At 60.6% G+C, this 22559-nt stretch carries 29 protein-coding genes; 13 read left to right on the top strand and 16 right to left on the bottom strand.

Annotated elements, in window-relative coordinates:
* The first annotated feature begins 286 nt into the window (after positions 1-286).
* A complete protein-coding gene (gene mobQ, locus PVV74_RS22610) occupies positions 287-1579 on the top strand; it encodes a MobQ family relaxase (protein ID WP_274594763.1) in 1293 nt (430 codons plus the stop codon).
* 35 nt (positions 1580-1614) lie between these two features.
* Positions 1615-1905, top strand: a complete 291-nt coding sequence (locus PVV74_RS22605; protein WP_274594762.1) for a hypothetical protein — start codon at positions 1615-1617, stop codon at positions 1903-1905.
* A gap of 165 nt (positions 1906-2070) precedes the next feature.
* Here the strand turns inward: PVV74_RS22605 and PVV74_RS22600 are convergent, their stop codons facing one another.
* Positions 2071-2700, bottom strand: coding sequence for a LysE family translocator (locus tag PVV74_RS22600; RefSeq protein WP_274594761.1), 630 nt, complete (start codon positions 2698-2700; stop codon positions 2071-2073).
* Positions 2701-2802: 102 nt separating this feature from the next.
* Between PVV74_RS22600 and PVV74_RS22595 the strand changes: the two genes are divergently transcribed.
* Both PVV74_RS22595 and PVV74_RS22590 read left to right on the top strand, forming a co-directional pair.
* Positions 2803-3102: a chorismate mutase gene (locus PVV74_RS22595; protein ID WP_338020442.1), complete on the top strand. Its 300-nt coding sequence runs from the start codon at positions 2803-2805 to the stop codon at positions 3100-3102.
* Complete coding sequence (locus tag PVV74_RS22590) at positions 3099-3254, top strand: hypothetical protein (protein ID WP_274594760.1); 156 nt, start codon at positions 3099-3101, stop codon at positions 3252-3254. The genes PVV74_RS22595 and PVV74_RS22590 overlap by 4 nt, the downstream gene beginning before the upstream one ends.
* Before the next feature lies 1 nt (position 3255).
* Here the strand turns inward: PVV74_RS22590 and PVV74_RS22585 are convergent, their stop codons facing one another.
* Positions 3256-3765, bottom strand: a complete 510-nt coding sequence (locus tag PVV74_RS22585) for an anthrone oxygenase family protein (RefSeq protein ID WP_274594759.1) — start codon at positions 3763-3765, stop codon at positions 3256-3258.
* A 163-nt stretch (positions 3766-3928) separates the two neighbouring features.
* On the opposite strand from PVV74_RS22585, the gene PVV74_RS22580 reads away from it, so the two are divergent.
* Together PVV74_RS22580 and PVV74_RS22575 are read left to right on the top strand one after the other, a co-directional pair.
* The gene (locus PVV74_RS22580; RefSeq protein WP_274594758.1) at positions 3929-4534 is read left to right on the top strand and encodes a TetR/AcrR family transcriptional regulator; all 606 of its coding nucleotides are present in this window, start codon (positions 3929-3931) and stop codon (positions 4532-4534) included.
* Positions 4535-5053: 519 nt separating this feature from the next.
* Positions 5054-5938: an ArdC family protein gene (locus tag PVV74_RS22575; RefSeq protein ID WP_274594757.1), complete on the top strand. Its 885-nt coding sequence runs from the start codon at positions 5054-5056 to the stop codon at positions 5936-5938.
* A gap of 249 nt (positions 5939-6187) precedes the next feature.
* Here the strand turns inward: PVV74_RS22575 and PVV74_RS22570 are convergent, their stop codons facing one another.
* The 4 genes from PVV74_RS22570 to PVV74_RS22555 are packed head-to-tail and all read right to left on the bottom strand — an operon-like array spanning position 6188 to position 7927.
* Complete coding sequence (locus PVV74_RS22570; RefSeq protein WP_274594756.1) at positions 6188-6544, bottom strand: VOC family protein; 357 nt, start codon at positions 6542-6544, stop codon at positions 6188-6190.
* Entirely contained in the window at positions 6541-6966 is a 426-nt protein-coding gene (locus PVV74_RS22565) for a bleomycin resistance protein (RefSeq protein ID WP_274594755.1), read from the bottom strand. The genes PVV74_RS22570 and PVV74_RS22565 overlap by 4 nt, the downstream gene beginning before the upstream one ends.
* The gene (locus tag PVV74_RS22560; protein WP_274594754.1) at positions 6963-7775 is read right to left on the bottom strand and encodes a GNAT family N-acetyltransferase; all 813 of its coding nucleotides are present in this window, start codon (positions 7773-7775) and stop codon (positions 6963-6965) included. Before PVV74_RS22560 ends, PVV74_RS22565 begins: the two co-directional genes overlap by 4 nt.
* Positions 7776-7786: 11 nt before the next feature.
* A complete protein-coding gene (locus tag PVV74_RS22555) occupies positions 7787-7927 on the bottom strand; it encodes a hypothetical protein (RefSeq protein ID WP_274594753.1) in 141 nt (46 codons plus the stop codon).
* A 376-nt stretch (positions 7928-8303) separates the two neighbouring features.
* On the opposite strand from PVV74_RS22555, the gene PVV74_RS22550 reads away from it, so the two are divergent.
* Positions 8304-8831, top strand: coding sequence for a dihydrofolate reductase family protein (locus PVV74_RS22550; RefSeq protein WP_055297373.1), 528 nt, complete (start codon positions 8304-8306; stop codon positions 8829-8831).
* Between the two features lie 139 nt (positions 8832-8970).
* On the opposite strand, the gene PVV74_RS22545 is transcribed toward PVV74_RS22550, so the two are convergent.
* Complete coding sequence (locus tag PVV74_RS22545) at positions 8971-9363, bottom strand: RidA family protein (RefSeq protein ID WP_274594752.1); 393 nt, start codon at positions 9361-9363, stop codon at positions 8971-8973.
* A gap of 315 nt (positions 9364-9678) precedes the next feature.
* Here PVV74_RS22545 and PVV74_RS22540 point away from each other — a divergent pair, with 315 nt between their 5' ends.
* Positions 9679-10263 carry a recombinase family protein gene (locus PVV74_RS22540; protein ID WP_274594751.1) on the top strand — a complete coding sequence of 195 codons (585 nt, stop codon included), beginning with the start codon at positions 9679-9681 and terminating at the stop codon, positions 10261-10263.
* Here PVV74_RS22540 and PVV74_RS22535 read toward each other — a convergent pair.
* From PVV74_RS22535 to PVV74_RS22515, 5 genes are all read right to left on the bottom strand, one after another.
* Positions 10241-10810, bottom strand: coding sequence for an RES family NAD+ phosphorylase (locus tag PVV74_RS22535; protein ID WP_274594750.1), 570 nt, complete (start codon positions 10808-10810; stop codon positions 10241-10243). The two genes, PVV74_RS22540 and PVV74_RS22535, sit on opposite strands and share 23 nt — an antisense overlap.
* A complete protein-coding gene (locus tag PVV74_RS22530; protein ID WP_274594749.1) occupies positions 10810-11151 on the bottom strand; it encodes an antitoxin Xre/MbcA/ParS toxin-binding domain-containing protein in 342 nt (113 codons plus the stop codon). Before PVV74_RS22530 ends, PVV74_RS22535 begins: the two co-directional genes overlap by 1 nt.
* A gap of 2 nt (positions 11152-11153) precedes the next feature.
* Positions 11154-12503, bottom strand: a complete 1350-nt coding sequence (locus PVV74_RS22525) for a hypothetical protein (RefSeq protein WP_274594748.1) — start codon at positions 12501-12503, stop codon at positions 11154-11156.
* Between the two features lie 80 nt (positions 12504-12583).
* Positions 12584-13282 carry a hypothetical protein gene (locus PVV74_RS22520; RefSeq protein WP_274594747.1) on the bottom strand — a complete coding sequence of 233 codons (699 nt, stop codon included), beginning with the start codon at positions 13280-13282 and terminating at the stop codon, positions 12584-12586.
* Positions 13279-13422, bottom strand: a complete 144-nt coding sequence (locus PVV74_RS22515) for a hypothetical protein (RefSeq protein ID WP_274594746.1) — start codon at positions 13420-13422, stop codon at positions 13279-13281. Before PVV74_RS22515 ends, PVV74_RS22520 begins: the two co-directional genes overlap by 4 nt.
* 358 nt (positions 13423-13780) lie before the next feature.
* On the opposite strand from PVV74_RS22515, the gene dcm reads away from it, so the two are divergent.
* The 5 genes from dcm to PVV74_RS22490 all read left to right on the top strand — a co-directional run bounded on the left by dcm (position 13781) and on the right by PVV74_RS22490 (position 17821).
* On the top strand, positions 13781-15100 hold the full coding sequence (gene dcm / locus PVV74_RS22510; protein ID WP_274594745.1) for a DNA (cytosine-5-)-methyltransferase: 1320 nt from the start codon (positions 13781-13783) through the stop codon (positions 15098-15100).
* Positions 15100-15573 (top strand): very short patch repair endonuclease, encoded by a 474-nt coding sequence (locus PVV74_RS22505; RefSeq protein ID WP_274594744.1) that lies wholly within the window; start codon positions 15100-15102, stop codon positions 15571-15573. The genes dcm and PVV74_RS22505 overlap by 1 nt, the downstream gene beginning before the upstream one ends.
* Complete coding sequence (locus tag PVV74_RS22500) at positions 15551-16774, top strand: type II restriction endonuclease (RefSeq protein WP_274594743.1); 1224 nt, start codon at positions 15551-15553, stop codon at positions 16772-16774. The genes PVV74_RS22505 and PVV74_RS22500 overlap by 23 nt, the downstream gene beginning before the upstream one ends.
* A gap of 187 nt (positions 16775-16961) precedes the next feature.
* Entirely contained in the window at positions 16962-17612 is a 651-nt protein-coding gene (gene parA, locus PVV74_RS22495; RefSeq protein WP_274594742.1) for a ParA family partition ATPase, read from the top strand.
* Entirely contained in the window at positions 17612-17821 is a 210-nt protein-coding gene (locus PVV74_RS22490) for a plasmid partition protein ParG (protein ID WP_274594741.1), read from the top strand. The genes parA and PVV74_RS22490 overlap by 1 nt, the downstream gene beginning before the upstream one ends.
* A gap of 9 nt (positions 17822-17830) precedes the next feature.
* Here PVV74_RS22490 and PVV74_RS22485 read toward each other — a convergent pair whose 3' ends face one another.
* From PVV74_RS22485 to PVV74_RS22470, 4 genes are all read right to left on the bottom strand, one after another.
* Positions 17831-18916 (bottom strand): replication initiator protein A, encoded by a 1086-nt coding sequence (locus tag PVV74_RS22485; protein ID WP_274594740.1) that lies wholly within the window; start codon positions 18914-18916, stop codon positions 17831-17833.
* A gap of 502 nt (positions 18917-19418) precedes the next feature.
* On the bottom strand, positions 19419-19976 hold the full coding sequence (locus PVV74_RS22480; protein WP_274594739.1) for a hypothetical protein: 558 nt from the start codon (positions 19974-19976) through the stop codon (positions 19419-19421).
* A gap of 19 nt (positions 19977-19995) precedes the next feature.
* The gene (locus tag PVV74_RS22475; RefSeq protein ID WP_274594738.1) at positions 19996-21660 is read right to left on the bottom strand and encodes a type IV secretory system conjugative DNA transfer family protein; all 1665 of its coding nucleotides are present in this window, start codon (positions 21658-21660) and stop codon (positions 19996-19998) included.
* Positions 21660-21980 carry a mobilization protein gene (locus PVV74_RS22470; RefSeq protein ID WP_274594737.1) on the bottom strand — a complete coding sequence of 107 codons (321 nt, stop codon included), beginning with the start codon at positions 21978-21980 and terminating at the stop codon, positions 21660-21662. Before PVV74_RS22470 ends, PVV74_RS22475 begins: the two co-directional genes overlap by 1 nt.
* Positions 21981-22559 lie beyond the last annotated feature (579 nt).

The raw sequence follows: 22559 nt of genomic DNA, 5'->3' as shown, positions 1-22559 counted from the left end.
GCGGGCTGTCTTTTCCACCCGTATCGCGCCGGGGCGGGGCGCGATCCATCGGGGAAAAGACGGTTGCGCACCACCTCGACGGCTCCGGAACACGATGTTCCGGAGCCCCCGGCTTGCGCCCAACAGGGAGGTTGAAGACTGCCCCGTTCACGAGAGACACAGGACAGGCTTCAACCTCATCATGCACCACCATCTTGGCTCTTGTCACGAGCCAAGAGCCAGACGGAACGCCGGTGCTTGGCGCGATGCGTCCAACGCGTTTCCGTCTCAATGGAGGGGCGCGCTGATGGCGAGCTACCACCTCTCTGTGAAGACGATCAAACGCAGCGCCGGGCGCTCTGCCACGGCAGCCGCGGCCTACCGTGTCGGGGAGCGCATCGAGTGTCAGCGTGAAGGTCGCATCCACGATTACACCCGCAAGCAGGGCATCGAGGAAACCTTCATCCTGACCCCGAAGGACGCGCCGGACTGGGCCACGGATCGGTCCCGCCTCTGGAACGAGGTCGAGGCCAGCGAGACCCGCCGCAACTCCGTCACCGCCCGCGAATGGGAGCTGGCCCTGCCGTCCGAGATCAGCGCCGAGGACCGCTCCCAGATCACCCGCGACTTCGCCCAGGAGCTGGTCAGCCGCTACGGCGTGGCTGTCGATGTGGCAATCCACGCCCCGCACCGCGAAGGGGACCAGCGCAACCACCACGCACACGTTCTGACTTCCACCCGCAAGCTGGAAGCCGACGGCTTCACAGCCAAGACCCGTGTGCTCGATTCTGCAAAGACCGGCGGCGTCGAGATCGAGCAGATGCGCGGCATCTGGGCCGATCTACAGAACCGCGCGCTGGAGCGGGCAGGGGAGGTGGAGCGCGTCGATCACCGGTCGCTCGAAGCGCAGCGCGAGGCTGCGCTGGAGCGGGGCGATCAACTCTCCGCCGAGGAACTGGACCGCGACCCCGAGCTGAAGCTGGGGCCAGCCGCCAATTCCATGGAACGCCGGGCGAAGTGGATGGCCGAGCGCCAGGGCCGGGAATACGTCCCAATCACCGAGCGGGGGGCCGTGGTCCATGCCGCGCGACAGGCCCGCACCGCGTTCCGTGAAATGCGCGCGCGGCTGGAACTGGCGCGTGAGACCTACGGCATCGAGCGCGAGGCCGGGCAGGGGCGCGTCTCTGCCGGTCTGGCAGCACTCAGGGCGGCGACCGCGAAAGATCGCGACCGCGACCGAAACCCGGAGGACTTCCGGGAACGGCTGGCCCGCGTCGTGGGCCGGTCATGGGACCAGGACGACACGCCCAAGCCTGAAGGCCGCAATTATGCGCGGGAGCGACTGAAAGAGATCATGGAGAAAGACGCCGGGCGCGACGGTCAGTCGGCGGTTCACAAGCTGGACGGCCACAGCGAGCATGACATGGGCGAGAGCATAGGGCGCGAGGTGCGCAAGCCCTCCGTTAACGAGCGCCTGAAGGACGTGCTGAACAAGCCGCGCGAAAAGCTTGAGATCGAGGACGAACGCGAACAGGAGCGCGATGACGACGAGAACGAAAACACGCGGGACAGGGATCGTGGCGAAGGTCACAGCCTGTGACGCAACCCGGTGAAACGACAGAGGAGATTGATCGAATGTATGAAGTATTTAACGTGGGCAAGACGATCTTGCTGGACGGAAAGCCGCTATCGCTTGTGACGCCCGCAGGTGTTGAAGGCTGGATCGAGAAGGGCATCCCGCACAGCTACCGCTACGACCAGGTGCGCGATCCGCTCGACGGCCAAATGAAGTACCGCTGTCTCTATGAGAAGGACGGGGCGGATGTGCCGTTTGTCCTGGTCAACGATCCCGACAACGGCGATGGGCGCGTGATCCTGTTCGATCAGAAGCCGGATCAGTCGCCGGTGTTACATCAGCGACAGTGAGTGATGCCGCGCCGCCGCAAGGCGGCTTTGAGACCAAATTACTTGATGCTGCAGCGTCCATGAATGTCCAGTCTTGTCCGGGGGGGCCATAACCTGTCGGAACCGACGGGCGTTTCGGCGAGGATATGACCGGTTGGGGCTGTCGCCCCAACCCACATGCACGAACTAAGCGCGTTTGTATAGCGCCAAGCCCCCTGCCAGCGCGAGCATGACGAAGCCACATCCGCGCTCAAGCCACATCGCTCCCTTCCCGCGCAGGAACCGCATGGCGTTGACCCCGACTGCCGCATAGATTGTCATGACGGCTACGTCGATCGCGACGAATATCAGCGCAAGCGTTGCATACTGGCTGAAGAGCGGTTCATCCAGGTCGATAAATTGGGGCAGAAAAGCCGCGAAAAAGATGTATCCCTTCGGGTTCGTGGCCGCGACGAGAAAGCTCTTTCTGAAGAGGCGCGCCGGTGTCCCCGCCCCTTTTCCGACCCCTGACAATTCTGACGTGTCGGCGATCTCAGCCGACGATCTCAGCATCTGGATGCCGAGCCATGCGAGGTAGAATACGCCGATCCACTTGACGACCGAAAACCAGAACGCCGATGTCGCCAGAATTGCGCCCAGACCCAGCGCAGCCGCTGTGATCAGTACCAGGTCCGAAAGTCCGGCTCCGACGATTCCGGCCCCTGCACGTGTCATGCCGAAGCGCGACCCGTTGGTGAGCGCCAGCAGAACCGTAGGCCCCGGCGCGGCGACTGTGGCAAAGGCCACAAAGCCAAATGCGATCAGCGAAATGTCCATATGAGACGCCTCCCCTTAGCGTATTTAAAGTTACGGTTGTACATATCCGTAATTATTGTTACGGATACTGTCAATGGAAAACCACTCATGAAGGAGTCCGGAGTGACAACCCTGACAAAGCCGGAAGACTGTGGCTCGATGGCAGAGCTACGCGAGCAGATAGACGCAATCGACCTGATGCTGCTGGAGCTACTGGCCAAGCGCAGCGACTACATCGACAGAGCCGTCGAACTGAAGCGGATCGAGGGCCTGCCTGCCAGAACAGTTGACCGTGTGGCAGCCGTTCTCGCCAACGTAAAATCAAAGGCGGCGCAAGTTGGCCTCGACGAAGAACTGGTCGAAACGCTGTGGACGGAACTGATCGAATGGGCCATCCAGCGGGAGGCGAAACATCTGGGGTGAAAACTCTTCAGGTCAGCCGTATGGTTGGTGCCGTGCTGGCACAGAACGACTTGCGCGAGGCAACCGACGTGGTGATTGCCTCGCTTATCATGCTGGTGTTCAAAAGCCCGGTCGCTCCGATTACCATCGGTATGATGACCGCTGCTCTCTAGATCACGCCGCCGCTGCGTGCCGGTTCAGGTGGATCAGCCCATATCCCGTGAACAAGAGGGCGATACCGCTGAACACCGTGCGTGTGATGTTCCAGACCTGCCACGGCGCCGAATAGGCCGCCCAGATGTCACGCGCAGCCTGCGTGTCGTCGGGTATGGTGACACGTGCCAGCTCCTCGTTCATCGGCACGTTGACCATCATGGTCAGAATCAGCCCGCCGAAGAGATACGTGAGGGCCGCAGCGCCAAAGGAAAAGAATGCGATGCGGCGCTGCTCATGCCGCGCCAGCAGGGTGGAGATGAGCAGTACCACGGGCGTCAGAAAGAAGGCCGGGAAAAATACGGCGTTGCGGACCGAAGCGTTCATCGCCTGCATTGCTGCAATCGCCACGGCCGGATCGGCAGCATCCAGCCCCCACATGGTTGAGCAGACCCAAGCATAAAAGAACCCGAAAATCGCGCCATTGAGAAGCAACGCGACCAGAGCTGTGGCTGGCAACAAGCGTGTCATCGGGCCGATACCGTATCAAAAGGTTGCGTGTCGGTGTCGCCGAGATTGTCACGAACGGCGGAATGGGCTTGATGTGTCAAGGCTTCCCCTTAAGCGTAATTTTAGTTACGGGTTGAGATATCCGTAATAAGCGTTACGGTTGCTGTCAACAGGGAGGATTTGGATGCGCGAAGAGAACAGGTCCCTGCGTCAGCAGCAGATCGAAACCGCAGCCTATGCACTGCTGGAAGAAAAGGGGTACGCGGGAACCTCGATGCTGGCCATTGCCAGAAAAGCCCGCGCTTCCAACGAAACCCTCTACAACTGGTACGGCGACAAGCAAGGATTGTTCAAAGCTCTGGTGACACGCAACGCCGCCGAAGTGAAATCCCTGCTGGAAGAGGAACTGGCGGCTAAAGAAAACCCGATGGCAACGCTTGCAAGGTTCGGACCGAAATTGCTGGAGCTGCTGCTTGGGGATCGCGCCATCGCACTCAATCGTGCCGCAGCGGCAGACCCGACAGGTGAACTGGGTGCCGTCATTTCGGAGGCGGGGAGAGAAACTGTCCTGCCTCTGCTTGTAGAAACTCTCGAACAGGCTAAGCGTCGCGGCGATCTATCTTTCGACCATCCGGAGGAAACAGCCGCGCTCTATATGAATTTGCTTGTCGGCGATCTGCAAATCCGCCGTGTGATCGGTAGAGTTCCCGCGCCATCTCGCGACTTTTGCGAGAAGAGGTCGGCACTTACACTAAGGCGATTGTCACTTTTGCTCGTGCCCGAACCCTAGACTTGCACGACTTGCAAAGATGAGGAACTGCGAGAGAAACGGGGTTTTCTCTGAAGCAGCCATTCGCGCTGCCGCAGCGAAAGCTCACTTTGTCCGCATAGCTGCCGCACGGTCGCGCTAGGATATCCGTGATCCCGGCAGTGTGCCGGTCTCGCTTTGAGCGATAGACAGGGCAGGGGATCGACGGGCTGACGCCCGCTCACCCCTACCCAGATAGCATCCAAATTCTGTTGATCCGCCTGCCATCCCGGCAGGTCCGAGAAAACCGGCAAGCGCCGCCTTTGGCGTCGGTTCCGGTCGAGAATTCCGGTTCCTCCCACGCGCGAGGCGCGCGGTTCCCTCCCAAATTCACGCCCTCCACCCGGGTGTCACGGACCCGCCGGGCCGCAGGACGGGCTTTGCCCTTACCTGCTCTGCCGTCCGGAATGCATGGGCATTCCAGACAACAGAGAAGGAAGGCCCGCCCATCGGCGGAAAGGGGAAGAGACCCGGCCCGCGTCACTCGAAGGAGGGTCACAAATGACCGCAGAGAAGTTTGACGTTTACACCCATGTCACCAATCAGATCATCGCGCAGATCGAGGCGGGAACACCGCCCTGGCGCAAGCCGTGGACCGGCGGAGGGGCAGGGGTCAGCTTGCCGGAACGGTTCAACGGAGAGGCCTATCGGGGCATCAACATCCTGATGCTTTGGGCCACGGCGATGGCAAAGGATTACAGCTCAACCCGGTGGATGACGTTCAATCAGGCCAAGCAGCTTGGGGGCCATGTCCGCAAGGGCGAGAAATCTGCGACCGTTGTGAAATACGGCACCGTCGAGCGCGAGAACGAGAACGGCGAGGAACGTCAGATCCCCTATGCCAAGGCTTACCGCGTGTTCAACGCCGACCAGATCGAGGGCTTGCCTGCCGAGTTCTACATCCTGCCCGACCCGCCCCGTGATCTTGGCACCGTGGCCGACCCCGAGCTTGAGGCGTTCTTTGCCGCGACCGGCGCGCAGATCGACGTGACCGAGGAGCCGCGCGCCTATTACAACATCAAAACCGACCGCATCCACATGCCGCCGATTGGCACCTTTCACAGGGCCGCAGGATATTACGGCACCTTGGCGCATGAGCTGACCCACTGGACAGGTGCGACGAAGCGGCTGGACCGCTTGGGCCGGTTCAATGACCGCAAGGCCTATGCCTTCGAGGAGCTGGTCGCGGAGATTGGCAACTGCATGCTTTGCGCACAGATCGGGGTGGAGCCTGAATTCGATCAGAGCGCGGCCTATGTCGAAGGATGGCTTGAGGCGATGAAGGAAGACAGTCGCGCGATTTTCCGCGCCGCGTCCGAGGCGCAGAAGGCCGTGGATTACATCATGGACCGCACCGCGCAGGCCGACCGGATGGCCGCTGAGTAGCTGCCCGCATCACCGCAATGATCGAGGCCCCCGTCAGCAGGCGGGGCCCTTCGCGTTGTGGCGTGATCGAGGTGGTGGCGGTTTCCGGGTGACTTGTCTGCGGGCAACCTAAGGCTACCCGCCGACAGGCCCGGCGCTTCGCGCGGACGGGCATGGTATGCCCGCAAAGCGAAAAAGCGACTTTGGTGCGCTACAGCCGATAGCAGTCATGTCACTGAGTGAACCGAATCTGGTCATACACCTTTGGCGTTAGCGGCGTTCCATGACCTTGATGATATTCCCATCCGGATCAGAGAACTCCAACGATCTGCTACCATCTGCATTTTCATGCACTGTGGCGTTTGGAACAGTCTTGCGTGTCTGTACGTGCAGTTCGTCCAGATGATTGTGTGACAGGTGGAAATCGACCGTACCGCCCAGCGTGCGATCTCCCCCACCTTTGCCTGGTAGGTATAGGGCAAGCGCAACAGAGACTCCGTCCAACTGCGCCCAGCCAAACTCCTCGACAACCATTGTGGCTCGCAATCCTAGGGCAGCTTCATAGAAGGAAGCTGACGTCTTCAGGTCCGACACGGGAATTTTCAGAATGGCGACACCGAGGCTCATTTTCGGTATTCCTTTTGGTCAAATGGCTGGAAAAATGTGAGAAGGTTGCCGTCAAGATCAAGGACTGCGAACTCCCGCAATCCATACGGCTTGTTCTGCAAGGGTCCGTTGGGGTGAATGACGTCCTTGTCTCGCATTTCAGCAAACAGCGCATCTATTTCGGTTGTAAACACACGCGCACTCGCAGTTCCTGCCAGGAAACTCTCAGCACCGCTGATGACGGGATGGCCATCGCGCCCTTTCCAAGTTTCATCGGTAGCGCACCATAAATGGATTTCGATCTTGTCGCGGATCATTACAGCATACCCGCTGTCAGTATGGCCGATCTCGAACCCGAGTCTCTCAGCATAAAAAGAAGCAGCCCGCTCTATGCCGCTGACGGGCAGCACGGGTACAGCGGCTTTGAGTAATGCGCCGGTCATGATGCGCGCAGCTTATTAAAATCCGCCCGCGTCATGACGAAACGCAGTCCGGCCATGTCGCGATGGCCGAGCGCGCCGTCTTCTGCCGCGCGTTCGATAGGACCGGTGTTTAGGAACCCGGCTTGATCAAACAGCCGCACGGCGGCGGTATTGTCTTTAACGACATCTGCGATGAGCTGCGTCACAGCGGACGTCGAGAAGAGATGGTCGACAAAAACCGGCAGGGACGTCTTGGCGATGCCGCGTCTTTGCGTGTCAGGCATCACAGTGATGAAGACCTCCGCCGCATGATCACCCGCTTCTGCCGCCCCGATTGATCCAAGGTATTCACCGGTACTGTCATCGGCGATGGTGAGTGAGCAGATCGGGTGGTTACTGGCGTAGCTCCCAATCACTGCATCCATCATCGCAGCCGCCCCGGCGCTGGATTTCTGCTCAGGGGTGAACGCCATGAACTGAGTGGCCGTAGGGTGCGTCAGGAACTGTTCAAATGCTGCCAGATCTGACGCCACATGAGGGCGGATCACGGTCTGGCCCGCGCTTAATTGTTTCGGAATTGGGATCATCAAGTTACTCCAAGGAGAATTGTCATGTGCGTCTCGCGCCGGGCGAAAGATGTCTTCGATCCTCGATGCGAAAGCATTTGCAATGTCGAAGGCCACGGGCAGGCTAGGTTCATATCGGCCCTTCTCGATTGCGTTGATTGTTTGTCGGGAAACACCGAGAAGCTCCGCCAGATTCTGTTGTGTCAACCCACGGGCGCGGCGTAGTTCCCGCAGCCGATTCATGACTTTCGGCGATTTGGCCACAAGGGTGCTACTCAGCGTTCCGCGTTGCGTTTGAAAAGTGTGCCGAGCAGGACACCACCCACGAGACCAAAGGCGACGCCTTGTGCAATCATTTCTGTTGCTGTCCCGATGGCCGCTCCGACCGCTATGCCGATTGCAATTCCAACACCCATGAGAGACTCCTTAACTTCGCTTCAGGTACCAATGATGGGATTTGGAATAAATGTAAAGTATGCTTTACATTTTTGTGAGCTGGTAAGGAGGAAATCTGACACCCACCGCTTGCCAATAACAGTCGTTATCGTCGGTGACAGAAACGGTTGAGTTTTGGCACATCCATCAATGCGGAAAAGGTCTCGCAGGAGCGCACTCTTCCGAATGCTGCGCTGAGTTCGAAGGTCCGCTTCCATATGGCTGCGTGTTGACCGGCCAAACAGCTTCGTCTAAAAGGTCTTTCAGTTGAGGAGCGCCCTGCCAGTGATCAAATAATTCCCAATTCATTCAGAAGCCGAATGGCTTGAAGGGAAATTATTTTTCAGGAGCATGCTCATGCATCCCATTATCTATGACGTTGCCGTCTCGCTAGACGGTTTTATCTCCGGCGTGTCCGGAGACATATCGAAATTCGCACCAGAAGGGCCTGTGGTAGACGACTACTTAAAACGCCTTGAGACCTACAGAACGGCAATTATGGGCCGAAACACCTACGAGTTCGGGTATGGTTTTGGCCTTAAGCCCGGTCAAAACCCTTATCCACATATGAGGACAGTCGTTTTCTCCGACACTTTGGAGGTGCCTGAACCGGCTGAAATCTCAGTTCTTCGCCGTCCCACATCGGAGGAGATTTTGACATTGGCGCGCAATGCGAGTGGCCCCGTGTATCTTTGCGGGGGTGGCGATTTCGCAGGGTGGATGCTGGACCAAGGATTGATCGACCGGCTGGTCCTCAAGCGCGCACCGTGTGTCCTAGGGAGCGGCACACCTCTCTTTGGCGCGTGCGCTCGGCCCATCAGCATGTCTCGGATCAGGACTGAGACATATGAGAATGGCTATCTTCTGGAAGAGTTCGAAGTCTGATTGAGATCAAGAAGCGGACAGTCATTCATGAAGTGCGACTGACCGTTTCATCCGCAGCCGGGACATAAACCCTTTACCGAAAACCTATGCGCCAATAACGGTCGTTTTCGCCAGTGGCAGAAACGTATGGGTCTTGCCGCTATGCGTTGTCGGTAACGACTGCATCAACTTCGATCTCGACCAACCATTCAGGGTTCACAAACCGATTGATCGCCATGATCGTATCGACGGGTCGGGCATCGACGCAATACTTCTTCCTCGCCTCTATGGCTTCTTTCCAGTTGTCGATATCCGTCAGGATTACCCGCGTCCGCACAATGTCTTGAAGACCTGAGCCCGCCTGTTCGAGAGCTGCTTTGATGATCTCGAAGCACTGCGTCGTTTGGGCAAAAACATCTCCGACGCCGACAGTCTTGCCAGATGCATCGACCGGCGCGGTTCCCCCGACCGAAATGTATGGTCCAACCCGAACGGCACGGCTAAAACCGACGATCTCTTCCATCGGGTTTCCATTGGAAATCAGTTGTCGCATGAATAATGCCTCCCACAGAGATCATTCTACTCTAATGAAGGCAACGGAAACAGCGCAGTTTGGATTGGACAAAAAACCCTGGCCAAGACCTCGCGGTCAAAAACGGTGGGTTCTGTCTCTTTACCTATCGCAACGCCGGACCAATGACTTACTGGTGCCAAAAGCCCCCGGCGCAACTGATCCGGTTCTGGCAGGTTTGTGGTCAACCCGATTTGCCGCAAAAACCACCCTTTTTGCGGCAGTTTGGGTCGTGGTGCCAAGTCACTGATATTCCATACGCTGGACTGACGCAAAAACCTCGTGCAAAAAGATCGCATGAAAATCGGCTATGCACGGGTGTCCACGGAGGAGCAGAACCTTGATTTACAAATCGAGGCGCTGACCGAAGCCGGGTGCGACCGGATCATCACCGACCAGGCGCAGAGCGGTGCCACAGCGGCCGAGAGCCGAGCCGGGTTTTCCGAAGCGATGGAGTTGCTGGGCTCAGGCGACCTGTTGGTGGTCTGGAAGCTGGACCGTGTGGGTCGGTCCATCGCTGACCTGATCCACCTGCTGAAGTTGTTCGGGGATCGAGGAATCGAGTTCCGCAGTTTGACGGACGGGATCGACACGACAACCGCAGGCGGACGGTTGGTTTTTCACATCATGGGGGCGCTGGCCGAATTCGAGCGCGACCTGATCCAGGAACGGACGAAGGCCGGTCTGCGCGCCGCGAAGAAGCGCGGCAAACGCCTTGGCAGGCCCCCTGCCCTAAACGACGCCCAAATCGCCCATGCGAAGACGGCCATCGAGGCGAAGCGCGAGACGGTTTCCGGAATGGCCGAGATACTGGGTGTGAACCGCAGCACGCTTCAACGGGCGCTCTCTGCCCTTCCTGCTATGTCGCAGACCAATCAATGACACCGTGATCCTTGATATGGGTGACGTTATCGAACGGCATGTAGTCCCCTAGCAGCACCAGGTTCCGGCCTTCACGTCGCGCATTCGGGACGATGAACCCTGAAGGATCGCCGGGATCGTCGCTGCCGAGGAAATGGATCGCCTCCCCGATCCGCTGACAGGCCGAATATTCTGTTTCGCGGGAGAGGTAGGGCATCTTTCCGAACGCGCCTTTTTCTACACCGAAACGTTCGAGGAACGCCCAGTCGGTGATGTCGATAATACCGGGCACATCGACCGCCAGCTCGTGAAGTGCGTATCTGACCTTCGACGGCATGACTGGCTGGCCGCGTGACAGATGAAAGCGCATCTCGGCGAGCGCGCCGTCGCGATCCAAGGCCGTGTAGAGCACGTCGAAGGAGCCATCGTCCCACCGGTTGCCGCCAGCATAGAAGATCGTCGGATCATGGCCCTCGCGACGCACACGCCAAACGGTGCCGCTGAACGGTTTGACCTCCATCGCATCGAGGGCGTCGATCAGGTCGCGATCCCTCGGTGCCGTCATCATCAGAGATAGCCGTCCGCATCCAGACGGTCGAGAACCTGGAATATCTCGATCACCTTGCCTTCATGGATCAGGTCAATCGCGCGTTGCCCTTCGAGCTGCGGGTGCCGCGCGTAGAGCCAAGTCCTGACCTCCTCATTGGTGTAGTAGTCTTCCAGTCGCCGGACGACATAGACCAGATCGGCAAGAACCCGTTCGCTTCTTGGTTGGGGCTTCTTCGTGCCGGTCCGCCAGCGCGAGACAGTGGCTTTCGACACATCGGTGACGTTGGCGATGTCCATGCCGTTCAGACCGCCGATTTCTTCAAGATCGCTTATACTCCGGGAGATCGCTGTAGAGGCCATGCTCACGATCCCGTCTCTGAAAAGGGTGTCGCGTGCCGGGGCGGCGAGACAGACCGGGCAATGTCCCCCCGTTCCTGCCGCTGCTGTGCCTGCGCCGCGTAAACATCGCGCAGCTTTCCGATGGTTCCGGCATTGTCGGCGAGACGTGCCCGCATCTTGTCGAGATCGACATTGTTGTCGGCAGCGACTTTCGGATTGGGATTCAGACGCGCGGCCTTGCGGGCCGCCTGCTCCGCTTCCTTCATGCGGCCCTCTGCAAATGCCTCCGGCCGCTTGACGGTCGGCGTGTCTTCGATGGCCGAAATCCGCCTTTCCGCTTCCAGAGCGTTGAGCCGCCGCGCGTCGCTGCGCAGGTCGGACGGACCGTTGGGCAGGATTTTCTTGTCTGTCGGAACGAGAAGCGCCTTTGCCCCCTTGGCGGTCAGGAGAGTTTCCATTTCCGGGATGGTGAAGCTGCGACCGAAGACCGGGACATCCACGCGCACGGCCTGCCCCCCTTTCCGCTCCTCATCCGGCTCGGGTTTACGCGGCGGCTTGTCCCAGCCACCGACATCGAACGATCCGTGCCTGCCGATCCCATGCGCTAGGCCCGAGACCACATTCATCGAGATCAGGGCTTCCCCGGTCAGCCCGCCCGCGTAGTCGAGAATGACAGGCTTGCCGATATTGTGGATGGCCGATAGCACTTTTATCAGTCGCTGCGCCGTGAGCGGACCGGCCGTCCCGGAGGATGTTGCGATCCGGAGCCAGAGGTTTTCGAAGGGGAGATCGGCGAGGCCCGCGATCAGTTCGAGCCTGCGCTTCTCGTCGGTCAGATCAGTCAGGCGCACAACAAGCAGATAGTCGAGGGCGATTTGCTTTCCGCCATTCGCATCCAGAGCCGCTCTCATCGCCAGACAGCCGTTCCGGTCTAGATCGAACTGCGTTCTGAAGCCCGCGCCCGTCACAAGCCCGGAGGGGCTGAGGACAGCATCAATCTGGTGATCCACGGCACAGCGTGCGATCCGGCCGTAAAGGTCGAAAATGTGATTGGGCGACCGCAGCTCCGCCACCAGTAGAGAGCCGTCTTCCATGGCCCAAGGAGCCTTCGCCGCGTCGCCCCCACAATACTTGAGTGACCCCAGCTCGACGGTGCGTGGGTCGAGGACGACTTCCGCGCCACCCTCGCGCAGCATCCGGATGTCCTCGCGCTGGTATGCGATGCGCGAGGCATTCACGACGAACCGCTTCGATTTCAGGAGGTTCTGCGCGTGGAGTTCCGCATTCTTGCGATAGCCACTGTCGCCGAGGCGGATGAAATGGCCAATCGGCTGATAGAGGGCGGCCTGAGCCGGGAAGGCGACAATGTTCATGGCGGAATCCTTTCGGTTTCATGATTATGAGTGTGTGAAACCAAAAGGTCAAGGCCTTGCTCGCTCACCTGACCTCGACGCTATTCGTAGTTCCTTGAATCGTCCCCCTGCCCGCGTGTTGCGCGTCCAGTTGTTCCGGCGTGGAGGCGTGGAAAAAGGTGGGCCAGCCGGTATCCGTGTGACGCACCGGGCAGGCCATCCATCCGCTCATAGCTTTCCACGGTGACAAGACCATTGATGTTAAGGATGCCGAGCGCCTTCTTGATCTTCCCGAGGTGAATGCCGGCATAGTCGCTGATCTGTTCATAGGTGATCCGCGCGACGTTCTGTGTCGTGTCCCGGCGGGCCGCGAACGCGAGGTAAATTTTCAGGGCATCCAACTCTGCGGCCTTGCGCAGATGAAAGTCACCGAACATCGGCATCGCGCCGGTGCGATCATAGAGGGGCTTCGCTGGCAGCGCGGCCCAGACATGGCCTTCGCCATAGTTGGTGAGCTGGTACGTGCTGCGGCCGTCAGCCTCCCTGACCACCAGATTCCGTGCGGCCAGCACATCGAGACCATCCGCCACCTTGGTCCGGCTGATCCCGGTGGCGATGGTCAATTCGTCATACGTCGCCCGCGCAAGCCCGTCAGCGAGATCGGCTCGATGCGCGATTGCCATCAGCACCATCAGTGCGGCCGTTTCCGATGCTCCGGTCTCCGCGCGCCACTTGAAGGCCGACAGTCCGCCTTCCTCCATCCAGGCGGACGGGAGCTTTACCCATTTTCGCATGTTCATTCGCCGCGTTCCTTCGTGATGGCGCGCAGGACGACATGCAAGGCAAGTCCGACAACGCCTACAGCGGCGATGCCGAGGAGCAGGGCAAGGATAGTCGGGGGTGCATCGAGCAGGAGGGAGAAAACGTCGTCAGAGGGCATACCGGTGATCCTTTCGCAATTTTTTGGCCGATCATGCCGAAAAAATGCGACGGTGGACCATTCCTATCTAGATACACTTCAGGAAACTAGACACAATTATTGCAGGATATTTTGTTTTATATCAATGCTTTGATTGCACCCAGAACCGTCTTTATAAGTCTCTATTTCAGTCCATGAAGCTCAGGCCGTGGACCAAAACCGCTGAATCCGTGATGCCCGGATTGTGAATCTATCGCCTCAAGACCCTTAACACCATGTTAGAACAAATTATGAACAAATGGCAGAAACAGGCTTTTCAACCACGCTGGGACAGATTATGACATGTTGTCAATAACAGACACAGAACAGGGGCGGGCACATGAACGCGCATCCACGGACAGAATTTGCGGAACTGATGGAGCGGGCCGGTCTCGACATCGATGCGACAGCCGAGCTTCTGGGGGTGAGCGACCGCACGATCCGGCGCAACATGAAGGGTGAGGGCAAGCGGATCGACCAGCTCCGGCTGGAGAAGCTGCGCCAGACGGCAGATGCGCGCTGCACCGGCAAGCGTTCAGAGAGCTTCCGCTTCATCGACCTCTTCGCAGGGATCGGCGGGTTGCGCCTGCCCTTCGAGGCCATCGGCGGGCGGTGCGTCTTCACGGCCGAGTGGGACCGGTTCAGCCGCGAGACCTACAGCGCCAATTTTCCCGAGCCTGCCGACAGCGATCATGTCTTCGCCGAGGACGTGCGCCCCTACGCCAAGGCCCCCGAAACCATCCCGGCGCATGACGTGCTGCTGGCAGGGTTCCCATGCCAGCCCTTCTCGATTGCGGGCGTCAGCAAGAAGAACGCCCTTGGCCGCCCCCATGGCTTCCTGTGCGACACGCAGGGGACGCTGTTCTACGATCTGGCCAGGATCATCGACCACCACCGACCCCCGGCGTTCCTGCTGGAAAACGTGAAGAACCTTGAGCGCCATGACGGCGGCAAGACCTTTGCCACGATCATGCACGTTCTGGAGAACGAGCTGGGCTATCGCGTCTTTCACCGGGTCATCAGTTCGACGCCATGGGTGCCGCAGAAGCGCGAGCGCATTTTCATCGTCGGCTTCAAGGATCACAGCATCGGGTTCGACTTCGACCAGCTCGCCGTGCCCGAGGGCGACGGCCCGACCCTTGGCGCGATCCTCGATAGAGGGGTCGATCCGAAATACACGCTGACCAACCACATGTGGACCTATCTCCAGGGCTACAAGGAAAAGCACCGCAGCGCCGGGAACGGGTTCGGCTATTCGCTGTTCGGCCCGAATGACGTGGCCCGCACCCTGTCCGCCCGCTACTACAAGGACGGCTCCGAAATCTTGATCGAGCAGAAGGGCAACCGCCCGCGCCGCCTGACGCCGCGCGAATGCGCCCGGTTGATGGGTTTCGAGAAGCCGGGCAAGTCCGACTGGAAAATCCCCGTCTCCGACACGCAGGCCTATCGGCAGTTCGGCAACGCCGTTGTCGTGCCGGTCGTGAGCGCGGTCGCGCAGCTCATGCAGACACGGATCGCCGAGGCGATGGAGCTGGACGGTCGGGAAGTAACGGCAGCCATCCAGCCGCAACTTCCGCTGGACGAGAGGCGCGCCTACTTCGCCAGCGAGATGCCCGCCGAACACCTTGCGATGCCGGAGGCGTCGCTGGCAGCACGGTGATGCCCGCCGACACCGTTTCCCGCGTCGTCCGAAGCCGGATGATGGCGGGGATCAGGGGGAAGAACACCAAGCCCGAGCTGGCAATACGGTCCGCGCTGCACCGGCGCGGATTCCGGTTCCGGCTGCACCGCAAGGACCTGCCCGGCAGGCCCGATCTCGTTTTCCCCGGCCGCAACGCCGTCCTGTTTGTGCATGGCTGTTTCTGGCACGGCCACGATTGCCACCTGTTCCGTTGGCCGAAGAGCCGCGAGGACTTCTGGCGCGGGAAAATCGGCAGGAACATCGAGCGCGACAGGCAACAGCGTCAGGCTCTTGCCGAGGCGGGTTGGCGCATCGGGACGGTCTGGGAGTGCGCCCTGAAGGGCAAGACCCGCCTGCCCTTCGAGAGCGTTGTCGATCAGTGCGCCATATGGTTGAAATCGGACATAAAAACACTGGAGGTGAGCGGGGATGAAGCGCGGGCAACTGTCTGATTACTTCGAGGGTGTCGGGGTCAAGCGCCTGTCCGCCGTGGATGCCGAACCGAAGACATCGAACCAGCATGAGGTCGGAACGACCGTGAAGATGCGCGAGGATTTTCTGGGCGAGACGCACCAGCAGAAATTCCCGGCGATCTACATCTGGCTCGGCGGAGATCAGGACGGCTTCACCGAGGAAGGCTGGGCCACGCACTACGACGCCCGGATCAACAAGCCCCGCGCAGCCGAATGGCGGCTCTACTACCCCTCGAACCCGGTCACGGAAGCCATGAGAGCCGGAGACACCCTGTTTCTGGCAAAGGACCAGGGTGGCGTCCTCTGGTTCATCGTGGCCCCGGAAGGATCGACCAGCGAGCAGCAGCTTTTCTGGCTGTTCGGCCTGCGCCCGGAAGGCAAATCCTTCGTGTCCCGCGAGTTCTCCGACGAGGAGCCGGAGCTGGACTTCGCGGCCCGCTTCATTCTGGACGAGATCGGCATCGAGTTCGAGGAGCCGGACGCTGACAAACTGGACAGCATCATCGCGAAATTCGGCACCACATTCCCGAAGACGGCCGAGTTCTCCGATCTGGCCCGCCTCACCCTCCCCGAGGTTTGCGCCGAGGACGATCCCGATGCTGCGCTCATCGCATGGCTGGATCACGAAGAGGCCCTGTTCAGGAGGCTTGAGCGCCGGATCGTATCTTCGAGGATCGAGGCCGGGTTCACGAACCGGGACGGCACCGATGTGGACGGGTTCATCAGCTTTTCCCTGAGTGTGCAGAACCGCCGCAAGTCACGCATGGGGCATTCGCTGGAGAACCATCTGGCGGCTGTCCTGCGGGCTCACGACATCCGGCACGTCCGGGGAGCCGTCACCGAGCATAATCACAAGCCGGATTTCCTCTTTCCCGATCTTGCGACCTATCAGGCAGCTCCGGCCGAGGGCGATCCGCGCCTGACTATGCTGGGTGCAAAGTCCACCTGCAAGGATCGCTGGCGGCAGGTTCTGGCCGAGGCCGAGAAGATCAGCCGAAAGCACCTGCTGACGCTGGAGCCGGGAATTTCGGAGCCGCAGACCGATCAGATGGAAGCCTCCAGCCTTCAGCTCGTGGTCCCCTCCCCTGTTCACAGCAGCTACACTGCCGCGCAGCGCGGCTGGCTCTGGTCTGTCGGTGATTTCATCGGCGAGGTCAGGGCGCGACAAGGGCAGCTATAGCAAGTCCACAGCATTTGCGCCAAGTCCCCTGCCCCACACTGTCCTCAAATGGGTTTTTGAGTAAATGAGTGGTCCGTCTACCACTCGCTTCTTTGCCTATGTCTGCATGACATCAGCTCACACCAAACTTGCCGCATCTCGGACACTCAGTTACACTTTTGAGTAAATACACAATTGAGGCAGAGCAATGAGCATAATTTCCGTCCTGAATCCCAAAGGTGGCAGCGGCAAGACCACGATCAGCACCAATCTGGCCAGATCGCTGCATGAGCTGGGCCATTCCGTTCTGATCGTGGACAGCGACCCCCAAGGCAGCGCCCGTGACTGGCACGCCGCCAGCGCGGACAACCCGGTCGAGCTTGTCGCGCTTGACCGTCCCAACAACGTCAAGACGCTCGCCAGCATGGCGGCAAACTACGATTACGTCGTGATCGACGGAGCGGCGAAGCTGGAGGATATGATCGCGGCCTGCATCAAGGTCAGCGACTTTGTTCTGATCCCGGTTCAGCCGTCACCCTATGACATCTGGGCAGCGTCCGACTTGGTAGATTTCATAAAGGCCCGCCAAGACGTCACAGACGGGTTGCCCCGCGCCGGTTTTGTGGTTTCCCGCATCGTGGAAGGCACCCGACTTGGCAGTGACGTGCGAACCGCGCTGGACGACTATACGCTGCCAGTCTGCAAAACGACGATCACGCAGCGACAGGTCTATCCGCAGACGGCGGCAGAAGGGCTGACAGTCTTCGACGCTGACAACACCAAGGCGAGGGCAGAGACTACGGCGCTGACCGACGAGATACTGAAGATGCTCACATCTGCGAAGCGAAAGGTCGCGTGATGGCACTGTCCGCGAAACGCCCGAGCCGTGGTGACGAAGCCCGCAACCGCATCCTGCATGAGATTACGGAGACCAGTGAAAAGAAGAAGCGCCTAAACGCCGAGATCGAGGAGACGCTGTATCGCAGAATCAAGATGAAAGCAGTCGAGGAGGGCCGGTCAATCTCCGACATCACCCGTGACCTCTGGTCCGAGTATTTGAGTAAGTGAGTAATTACTCTACCAGCCGTTGCGGCCACGTTTCTTGAACCAGCTCTTGCAGAATCCGAGGAATGCGGCGTCCGGGTTCTTCGGGGGCTCTTTTTGTCGGGCGGCGTAGGTCCGCCATTCTCCGACCAGTACCTTGATGTCCCACGTGGGGGCCAGTTCGCGTGCGCGTTCGAGCGTATCGGGCGAGAGGGGCAGGACATAGCCGCCCGTCAGGCTGTCCTGTTCCGGCTTTGGCGCGTAGCTTTCCAGAAACTCGGGCTTCGGTTTAACCGTAAGAATGTCGGCATCCAGCCGGAAGGCATAGTCCGGCATGTGGTTGTGTTGCTCATCCGCCTTGCAGATTGCTCGAACGAGCCGCCGAAACTCCTTGTCGGAGGACGTGGAACCGGTCCGGTCCTTCAGCTTGTCCAGGCCACATTTCCACTCCGGTTGTGTCCCGCACTGCTTGCGGGCCAGCTCATACAACCGGCGTTCCAGCGGTTTGCGGAGTTGGAAGTAGCGACGGTTAAGCGTGAGAACATCGTCGCCAGCGATAGCATTGAACACCCAGTCGGAGAGCGTAACTTCGAGATCAAGCATCCGGCCGTCCCGAGTTTCCCTAACGATCCGGTAGCGGTCGATCAGGCTGAAGCCGTCAATCTGTTCGACACCACCTGTCGTAATGTTAGTCTCGATCTGCGTGCCTTGGAGGCGTTCGAGAGCGGCCTTCAGGCCACTGTAGCCTGTTCCGGCGACAGGGCGGTTTGTAGCGACAAGGAGGTCATAGGCTTTGAAGCGCAGAGTACGGTGGACTTGCTTTCCATCGTTCAACGCTGCCATGACTTGGGAGATACAGTAGATCAGCACATCGCGATCATGCACGGTCGCAAGCCCGATCATGTTCGGCCTGATCTCGACGTAGCTTTTTCCGTCAGCTGCCACGTAGCGCCGCTTCTTTGTGTCCGGCTTGGTAGAGAGCGTGAAGATCGGATGTGCCATCGAGGCCATGTCGCCCTTCGGTGCAGCATCGAAAATGTCGCAGACGAAGAAGTCCCCCTGAGCGTGTCGCAAAGGAAGGAGAGGCGTCCGATCCGGTTTCGTAATTTCACCCACCATGCCTGCACTATTCGTAATTTCACCCACCGACGCAAGGAGTTCGTAGTATCACCCACCACGCGGCTTTCGTAAGATCACACACAACCTTTCGTAAGATCACACACCCCGTATCGTAAGATCACCCACCGAAGGGCGAAAAATAGGCGGATTCGAGTATTGTTTTCAAAGTCTTGAGGGAAGCGATGATTCGCGTAACACAGATTCTAACACATATATAACACCCAGCTTCGCGGACCGAGCCGACGAGACAGCCGCTTAGCCCTCGGCGGCCCGACGCAAAAACGCCCCTCACCTTTGCAGGGGAAGGGCGCTCGGAGACATCTCCGTTCACGGCCATCGGCGTCCCCGCCTGTACCGCGAGGACATTCTACCACGATATCTTTGTTCCATAAATATCCCGGAGGTGAATGCCCCTCCGGGGCAGAGGAGGCAGAGCCTCCTGGCCGCCTGCGGCGGCCGAGATGCTGAGAAGAGGGCAAAGCGGCTGATCGGAGGTTGCGCCTCACTCGCCGTAGAACACGCAGGCATCGACGCCGGTGGTCGTCGTGGTCCAGGAGGCCCCGAGGATTGCGCACATGGAAGCGTTGCCAGCCATGAAGCGGGGCACCATGACTGTCATCACCAGGGCCAGAACAAGCGCACCAAGACCGAACCAGGGCAGGCGGCGCTTCAGGCGCTCCACCTTCCATTCCCGCTCCGAGACTTCACGCAGGGCGCGCGACGTGTCGTCTTCCGATCTCGCCAGCGCCCCGAGGGTCCTGTCGGTCTGGGCGGCGAGGCGGCGGACGATCTCCGCCATGTCGGTCGCGACCTGTCCGAGCCCGGCGTTGAGGGTTTTCGCCAGAGCCTCGCCATATCGCTTGGGGTCGGTCTGGTCCTTCGCGGCGAAGGCCGCGATCCGCGCTTCCGTCGAGACCTTGATCTGCCGATCCGCCGCAACGGTGAGGGCGTCGATCCTGTCGGACATGCTGGCAACGGCCGTCGCCATGAGATCGAGGGTTTCGCGCAGCTCGGCGTCGGAGAGGGCGGGGAACTCGGGCTGATCGGACTCTTGTGACATGGCGGCTCCTTTCCGGGGCTCAGGCGGCGTCCTGCGGGACAAAGAGCCCCCGGAACTCGGGATCGGCGTAATAGCGGAGCTTTTGCGCAAGCGCCGAGGGCTGGCCCTGGACGCGCAGGAGCTGGACGTTCGGCGGCATCTGCATGATTTCATCGGGGGTGAGCAGATCGCGGCCGGTGAGGTGGTTCGAGAAGCTGGGGCCGTCGCCGGGCTTGAAGCTGTCGGTCTGGAACCGCGAGGTTTCCTGGCCGATCATCTGGCTCAGCCATTTCGCCGTCTCGAAGTCGTTCACTCCGAAGACCTGCTGCACCCCGGCATTGGCGATGAAGGTGTTCGCCCGGTCGCCGTAGAGATCGCGGAGCTGGCTCATGTCCTGCAGGATCGGCCAGAGCTGGAGCCCGTAGCCCGCCATCAGCCCCATGGCGCGCTCCACGGCCTCCAGACGGCCGAGAGCGGCGAACTCGTCGAGGAGGAAGAGGGCAGGGGCCTTGAGGCGCTGAGCGCGTGTCTCAGCGCCCATGGTGACCGTCAACGCTTCAGCATCCCGTGCGATGTCCTGGAGGGCCTGAGAGACGAGGAGACGCAGCCAGCGGCTGTAGGCGTCCATCCGGTTGGGCGGCAGGACGAGGAAGACGGAGGTGATCCGGTGGCGCAGATCGGAGAAGGCGAAGTCCGAGCGCGCCAGGCACCGGGCAATGCGCGGGCTGTCGAGGAAATGCGTGTGCCGCTGCGCGTTCGACAGGACCGAGGCGGCTTCGCGGTCCGCCTTGCCGAGGAAGCGGTTGGCGGCGCGGGCGATCAGCCCGCCCGCTGCGTCGCTGTCCTGCATCAGCTCCAGCAGCGCCTTCAGCCGGTCCGGGGGCAGGGTGAGATAGTCCCGGACGGTGGCCAGCGACCGGCGGTCGCGGTCCTCGTGACAGACGCAGAACATGATCAGACCGCCGAGGAGGGCCTTGGCCTCCTCGTTCCAGTGCGCCTCCTGCACCTGCCCGGCCGGGTCCATCACCAGCGCCTCTGTCAGGGAGGCGGCATCCTCGCCGAGATCGAGGCTGTCGGGGGTCAGCCGGTCGAGCGGGTTGTAGCAAGCCGAAGGGTGGCCGCTGACCTCGAACGGATCGAGGACGTGAACCGTCCCGAACCTGCGCCGGGCCTCGCCCGCGATCCGCGCGTTCTCGCCCTTGGGGTCGATGACCAGGACCGAGCGATCCACGGCGAGCAGGTTCGGGATGACGGTGCCCACACCCTTGCCCGCGCGAGTCGGGGCGAGGGTGATCAGATGGGCGGGACCGTCATAGCGCAGAAGCCGCCCGGTGCCGGGATTGCGCCCTATCAGCAGACCATCCCCGCCCTGGTGTTTCTTCAACTCCTTGCGACTGGCGAAGCGGGCGGAGCCGTGGCTGTCGCCGGTCAGGCCGAAGAAGGCATCGGCCCCGGAGGCCATGCGCCAGTACTGGAATCCGAAGACCGCGCCGATGAGGATGCAGGGACCGAAGACAATCCACTGCCAGGCACTCTCCCCCGGCTCCTGATCGAAGAAGGCGAAGATGAACGGAACGGCAAACAGCGTCCCCAACATCGCGCCGAAGGCCATGGCTCCGATCATCCACCCGAACATGATGGGGGTGGCGATCACCCGGTAGAAGAACCTGGCGAGGCCCCCCATGAAGATCATCACCGAACGCATCACCCGGACCCGTCAGGATCGGAGGGCGGGGCAGGGGAGCCGTCCCCGCCGGAGCCCGCGCCGTCCCACTCCGCGAAGGCCTTGCGGTCCTGGTCGCGGGAGAGGTTGCGGATCAGCCGCTCCACCATCGCCGCTGCCCCGCTGTCCCGTTCCGCGAGATCGAGCAGCGCCCCCCCGAGGATGACCTTGCGCCTGGTGTCGAGCTTGCGCTGGCGCGTGGCTTCCCGATTGCGCAGGGCCTGAAGCCGGGCCTTGGCCTGGGCGTAGCGTTTCTCGGCGCGGTCCAGCTCGGTCTCGGACAAATCGGGTTTCCACTTCAAGGATGGCAGGTGGCGAGGTATCTCTTGCTACATCAACCGTATGCGCGTACCCGTAGGCCTGTAAAGGACGAAGGGCGCACTTATGCAAACTCTCCACCTGCGGTTCCGAGCTTTGCGTGCGATCTCCTTGAGGCAAGGCCTCAGCCGATGGCGAACTCCGTCCGGCGCGATGCGCGCCGGAATGAGGGGCCCTCCCGGCCTCTCAAACTCTCCAGGGCCAACTTTGGCAGTTGGATCGCGTCCCGCAATGTCGCGCCAGCGTCTCGCCCGATGCCCCACGGTGGGGGCCGGTCTGCCACTGGCGTCTCCCTTGCGGGAGGTATCGCGCCCAGGTGCTGATGCCCCTTCGCGATACCGGGTTTGCCCCCGGCAAACCGCCAGTGAACTGTCCCCATATCCCGCCCCCCATGAGGCTGGGGATTTGGGGGCAGATCACTGGCAAGCCCGCGCCTCAGAGAGCCAAAGGCTCACTTCGGGCGGGCTGTCTTTTCCACCCGTATCGCGCCGGGGCGGGGCGCGATCCATCGGGGAAAAGACGGTTGCGCACCACCTCGACGGCTCCGGAACACGATGTTCCGG

Origin of the sequence: Roseovarius sp. SK2 (genome assembly GCF_028807495.1) — a bacterium.
In the GTDB taxonomy this organism is placed as follows: Bacteria; Pseudomonadota; Alphaproteobacteria; order Rhodobacterales; family Rhodobacteraceae; genus Roseovarius; species Roseovarius confluentis.
The sequence above is the reverse complement of the archived record's forward strand: the minus strand, read 5'-3'. Positions and strand labels throughout refer to the sequence as shown.

Coding starts and splice junctions, on each gene's coding strand:
- mobQ (WP_274594763.1), top strand. CDS start 287: ATGGCGAGCTACCACCTCTCTGTGAAGACGATCAAACGCAGCGCCGGG.
- PVV74_RS22605 (WP_274594762.1), top strand. CDS start 1,615: ATGTATGAAGTATTTAACGTGGGCAAGACGATCTTGCTGGACGGAAAG.
- PVV74_RS22600 (WP_274594761.1), bottom strand. CDS start 2,700: ATGGACATTTCGCTGATCGCATTTGGCTTTGTGGCCTTTGCCACAGTC.
- PVV74_RS22585 (WP_274594759.1), bottom strand. CDS start 3,765: ATGACACGCTTGTTGCCAGCCACAGCTCTGGTCGCGTTGCTTCTCAAT.
- PVV74_RS22580 (WP_274594758.1), top strand. CDS start 3,929: ATGCGCGAAGAGAACAGGTCCCTGCGTCAGCAGCAGATCGAAACCGCA.
- PVV74_RS22575 (WP_274594757.1), top strand. CDS start 5,054: ATGACCGCAGAGAAGTTTGACGTTTACACCCATGTCACCAATCAGATC.
- PVV74_RS22570 (WP_274594756.1), bottom strand. CDS start 6,544: ATGAGCCTCGGTGTCGCCATTCTGAAAATTCCCGTGTCGGACCTGAAG.
- PVV74_RS22565 (WP_274594755.1), bottom strand. CDS start 6,966: ATGACCGGCGCATTACTCAAAGCCGCTGTACCCGTGCTGCCCGTCAGC.
- PVV74_RS22555 (WP_274594753.1), bottom strand. CDS start 7,927: ATGGGTGTTGGAATTGCAATCGGCATAGCGGTCGGAGCGGCCATCGGG.
- PVV74_RS22550 (WP_055297373.1), top strand. CDS start 8,304: ATGCATCCCATTATCTATGACGTTGCCGTCTCGCTAGACGGTTTTATC.
- PVV74_RS22545 (WP_274594752.1), bottom strand. CDS start 9,363: ATGCGACAACTGATTTCCAATGGAAACCCGATGGAAGAGATCGTCGGT.
- PVV74_RS22540 (WP_274594751.1), top strand. CDS start 9,679: ATGAAAATCGGCTATGCACGGGTGTCCACGGAGGAGCAGAACCTTGAT.
- PVV74_RS22535 (WP_274594750.1), bottom strand. CDS start 10,810: ATGATGACGGCACCGAGGGATCGCGACCTGATCGACGCCCTCGATGCG.
- PVV74_RS22530 (WP_274594749.1), bottom strand. CDS start 11,151: ATGGCCTCTACAGCGATCTCCCGGAGTATAAGCGATCTTGAAGAAATC.
- PVV74_RS22525 (WP_274594748.1), bottom strand. CDS start 12,503: ATGAACATTGTCGCCTTCCCGGCTCAGGCCGCCCTCTATCAGCCGATT.
- PVV74_RS22520 (WP_274594747.1), bottom strand. CDS start 13,282: ATGAACATGCGAAAATGGGTAAAGCTCCCGTCCGCCTGGATGGAGGAA.
- PVV74_RS22515 (WP_274594746.1), bottom strand. CDS start 13,422: ATGCCCTCTGACGACGTTTTCTCCCTCCTGCTCGATGCACCCCCGACT.
- dcm (WP_274594745.1), top strand. CDS start 13,781: ATGAACGCGCATCCACGGACAGAATTTGCGGAACTGATGGAGCGGGCC.
- PVV74_RS22505 (WP_274594744.1), top strand. CDS start 15,100: ATGCCCGCCGACACCGTTTCCCGCGTCGTCCGAAGCCGGATGATGGCG.
- PVV74_RS22500 (WP_274594743.1), top strand. CDS start 15,551: ATGAAGCGCGGGCAACTGTCTGATTACTTCGAGGGTGTCGGGGTCAAG.
- parA (WP_274594742.1), top strand. CDS start 16,962: ATGAGCATAATTTCCGTCCTGAATCCCAAAGGTGGCAGCGGCAAGACC.
- PVV74_RS22490 (WP_274594741.1), top strand. CDS start 17,612: ATGGCACTGTCCGCGAAACGCCCGAGCCGTGGTGACGAAGCCCGCAAC.
- PVV74_RS22485 (WP_274594740.1), bottom strand. CDS start 18,916: ATGGTGGGTGAAATTACGAAACCGGATCGGACGCCTCTCCTTCCTTTG.
- PVV74_RS22480 (WP_274594739.1), bottom strand. CDS start 19,976: ATGTCACAAGAGTCCGATCAGCCCGAGTTCCCCGCCCTCTCCGACGCC.
- PVV74_RS22475 (WP_274594738.1), bottom strand. CDS start 21,660: ATGCGTTCGGTGATGATCTTCATGGGGGGCCTCGCCAGGTTCTTCTAC.